The organism is Lactobacillus sp. (assembly GCF_051873315.1).
GTDB lineage: Bacteria > Bacillota > Bacilli > Lactobacillales > Lactobacillaceae > Lactobacillus.
In genome coordinates, this window is sequence record NZ_JBJEES010000014.1 from 1 (window position 1) to 4,023 (window position 4,023).

The following is a 4,023-nucleotide window of genomic DNA, read 5'->3' on the forward strand; positions in this document are numbered from 1 at the left end:
TTATTGAACGCGGCAAACACGATGACCTGTTGGCCAAGGGCGGCTTTTACAGTCAGCTCTACTACAGCCAGTTTGCCAAATTGGCATAATAATGAAAAAAACCGCTCTCGGGATTGAGAGCGGTTTTTTTCTACTCTAAGTCAAGTGTTATCGTGTTTTTTCTTTTACAAAAAATTGTTAAACAATTATGATTTCCTAAAAAAGTATTGAGGAATTTAGTATAATAGCTTGTGAACATATCTTATTACGTAAATTGCTTAGATAGAAGCTGGTAAAATGATTGAGAAAGATAATCTGACAAATTTCTTGCGAAAGTCTTTTACTTATATTCGAGAGCCCTTTATGGTTTTGGAAGTCAAAGACAGACAAATGGAAATTGTCTATGCCAATAAAAAGCTGCTGGACCTGTTTGCCTGCGAAGACTTGCCTCAGTTTGCAATATTTGCCCAGGAAAAATTGCTGCCGCCTTTGAAAGAACAAGAGCCGGATCACGCGGGAGCTGTGCTTGACAGTGACAATGCGGTGATAGAGCACCTTAGCGTTGAGGATCGCGTGGGTCAAGAGCATTTGCTCAATATGGAAATCCGCAAGGCAGAAGCCGCTAGTTTTGATCTGCGTCTGTGCTACATCACTCCGATCAACATCAACCGGGACCTTTTGACTGGCTTGCTGGATTTGCGCTCTTTCCAGGAAGTTGGCCAGACCCGGACAAAAGAAATGATCAAGCAAGGCAAGCACGTTTCCCTTATCTCTTTTGACTTGGTGGGGATGAAGGACTACAACAACCAGTATGGCTTTAAACAAGGCGATGACCTGCTTCGTTTTGTCGCTGACTGCATCAAGGAGAGCTTTGGCAACCAGGCCTGCACCCGGTCGGGGGAAGACCGCTTTTATGCCTACTGCGAGGAATATGGCCTGGAAGACAGGCTGAAGGAATTGGTCGACCGGATCAGAAGCCGGCGGGAAGTCCGGGTTGGAGTGGCCAACCTGGATCTGGCCAAGAGCGATTTTGACAGTGCCTGCAACCAGGCCCGGGTGGCTTGCGAATCTTTGGAAGACCCTTATAAATCTGGAATCGTCTACTATGATGAAAAACTGGACCAAAGACACCGCCTGCAGGAATACATCTTAAACCACATTGATGAGGCCCTGGAGAAAGGCTGGGTTCAGGTTTACTTCCAGCCTGTCATCCGGACTTTGACAGACAAAGTCTGCAATTTGGAGGCTTTGAGCCGGTGGATTGACCCTAAATATGGGATGATCTCTCCAGGTGTCTTCGTACCTGTTTTGGAAGGGGCTAACCTGTCCTACAAGCTGGACTTGTTCGTCTTGAACTACGTGGCTAAAATGCTGGCCGACCGTTTTCAAAATGGCCAGGATGTGGTTCCAGTTTCGATTAACATTTCCCGGTCTGACTTTACTGTGATTGATCCGGTGCAAGAAATTTCCCAAGTGGCAGATCATTACCAGATCAATCATCAGCTGCTCTGCATCGAAATCACTGAAACTGCCGTAATGCAAAGCCAGCACGACATTGTTGAGGCGATTGACCGCTTCCACCAGCTGAATTTTGAAGTCTGGATGGACGATTTCGGCAGTGGCTATTCCTCTTTGAATGCCTTAAAGGATTTTGACTTTAACGAAATTAAGATCGATATGGCCTTTATGCGCGATTTTAATGACCGGTCTAAAAAGATCGTCTCTAAAGCCGTGGCCATGGCCAAGTCTTTGAAAATCCATACTTTGACGGAAGGGGTGGAAACTGAAGAGCAGGTTGCTTTCTTAAAGAGCATTGGCTGCGAGCGCATCCAAGGCTTTTACTACGGAAAACCTCAACCAATCAAGGAGCTGGAAGCCAGTCTGGCCTTCAAGAAGCTTTCCTTTGAGAATTCAGAAGAAGCCAAGATGTACAGCAAGCTGGGCCTTATTGACGTGATGGTGCCCCAGCCAATCACGCTCTGCGCTTATGATGGCCAGGAGTGCCGGATCTTTTTTGAAAACCAGGCTTTTAAGGAGCTCCTGGGCAAGAATAAGATTGACCAAGACTGGTTGATGAAGATTGCAGAAATGGCAGTCGTCCAGCATCAGAAGGTTGCCAAAACCTTTATCTATGACAACCGCTATTCCCAGATATCTCTTTTGCCAGTTGTTGAAGGTCGCAATGTCTGCCTGATGGAAATGCGCATTGATGGGACGATTGGCGAGGTTGGCGACCGGGAATTTGCCTTGAATTCTTCTTTAAAGAACATTTTGCCAATTTACAACCGGATCTACTTGCTTGATTTTGCCAAAGACAGCTGGGACGTAATCGCCAGCGATTTGCCGGGGGAAAAGACGGGGATTCAGCGCAACGGCATTCAGAGCTTCCGCTATGATTATGGCTTAAGATGCGTGATGCATGATGACCTGGCCAAATGGCGCAACCTGCTGGATTATCAAAGTTTGCAGGACCGGCTGGACAATCTGGACAACAAATGGTTCACGACCAGCTTGCGTACTCAAATTAAAAACGGCGACTATGCCTGGGCCGATTATACGGTGATCAGCTACCAGAACCAGCAATACATCCTCTTGGTCAAGATCGACACCCAAATTGAAGAAAGCCAACGTGAAGGTTTGCTGAAAAACATCATGAAAAATCAGCACCAAAGCTTGGATAATGCTTTTGGCGACGTGGAAAACCAGGTCTGGAAGACGATTATCAAAGAAAGTAATCTGAAAATCTTCTGGAAGGACGCGCAAAGACGCTTTGTTGGCGTCAGCCAGGCTTTCTTGGACTTCTACGGCTTCAAGAGCCAAAGTGAGCTGCTGGGCAAGACGGATGATCAAATCGGCTGGCACGTCAACAATAAGCCTTTCAGAGACGATGAGTTGGAGGTCCTGCAGACGGGCCAGCCTGCCGTAAATGCCAAAACCACGGCGATAGTCAAAGGTGCTCTTCATCAAATCGTTGCTTCGAAGTTTCCAGTTTTTGAAGACGGCAAGGTGATCGGTCTGGTCGGCTACTTTGACGACGTCAACTTGAAAAAGACCGAAAGCCACAAGCCACTGGAGAGCAGGGGCTTTGACTACCTGGCCAACTTCCTCGATGCCTCCAGCCTGGTGCCAGAACTAGCCCAGTTTGATACGGCTTGGAAGCACGATAAGCAGAGTTATACCGTCTGCTGGTTGGAAATCAGCAATTATAGCAACTTGCAGATGAAATATGGTCAACGTTTTTGCCAGCTTTTGATTGAAAAGTGTGCCAAGCTGATCAGCCAGCAGGCAAGCAAGAGTGCTATTTTGGCCCGGGTTAAGGATGCGTCTTTCATCATCATCAGCAACTTCTTGGCCAAAGAAGAAATGCAGACAGAAGTCGATCAGCTGCTCAAAGAATTAAAAGGAGTCTGGAATATCGGTGGCTTTGATTGCAAGTTGAAGCCAATTGCCGGCCTGGCCCAAGCCAGTGAAGTTGCTAATGGCCAGGAGGCAATCAACCTGGCTAACCGCCGCAGCCAAAGCCAGACGGTCAATCCAGTCGATTTCCAGGTCTTTGACGAATACTTGGACCTTCCTTTGCCAATGGTGGTCAACAAGCCACTGCTTAGCGCCCACGGCGACAAAGTAATTGATACTATCAACATCTTTACCAATGAGCGCTATTGTGAGCTAGTTGGCGTCAATAAGGGGCAGCTGTTTGGTGAACGTTATCTTGATTATGTCTCCGGTGAAGAAGAGTGGATGACAAGCAGCTTGAAGGCCTTAAAGGGCTATGCCGTAAGCGGCCAGTGCTATTGCCGGGCCCTGCGCAGCTGGGTCAGCTACTACAGCAAGGCGTCAACCGTGCCAAACTGCGTGGTGACAGTCTTTGCTGTGGATGATAGAGACAGTGCAGAAATCAAGCGGATCGTGGCAACTGATGCTGAGTTCTTTGAAGCTAACCAGCAGCTTCTGGATGACCGCAAGTACTTCAGAGCAATCCAGAATGCTTTGCAGGAAATTGGTGACGTGACTCAGGCTTCGCACGCGGTGCTTTTGGAAATC

General features: G+C 47.6%; 1 protein-coding gene. It reads left to right on the forward strand.

Annotated elements, in window-relative coordinates:
- Nucleotides 1-369: 369 nt before the first annotated feature.
- A partial coding sequence (locus ACI32D_RS00680) for an EAL domain-containing protein (RefSeq protein ID WP_439774757.1) occupies nucleotides 370-4,023 on the forward strand: 3,654 nt, incomplete at its 3' end.